Genomic DNA, 262 nt, shown 5'->3' with positions numbered 1-262 from the left:
TGGGTAATCGACCGAACTTGATATGAATAATTGGTCGGGGCACGGCAAGGGAGGAATTTATTGCTGGCAACCAACCTGACTGATGCCGTGCCCCTACTTTGATATCGAATCGGGAATGGATCTGAATAATTGGTAGGGGCACGGCAAGGGAGGAATTTATTGCTGGCAACCAACCTGACTGATGCCGTGCCCCTACTTTGATATCGAATCGGGAATGGATATGAATCATTGGTCGGGGCACGGCAAGGGAGGAATTTATTGC

At 49.2% G+C, this 262-nt stretch carries 1 protein-coding gene; it reads right to left on the bottom strand.

Translation table 11 applies throughout. The features are described from left to right. A partial coding sequence (locus MiSe_RS50265) for a hypothetical protein (protein ID WP_226595116.1) occupies window positions 1-241 on the bottom strand: 241 nt, incomplete at its 3' end. Window positions 242-262 lie beyond the last annotated feature (21 nt).

Source organism: Microseira wollei NIES-4236, from assembly GCF_020521235.1.
Lineage (GTDB): Bacteria > Cyanobacteriota > Cyanobacteriia > Cyanobacteriales > Aerosakkonemataceae > Microseira > Microseira wollei.
The sequence above is the reverse complement of the archived record's forward strand: the minus strand, read 5'-3'. Positions and strand labels throughout refer to the sequence as shown.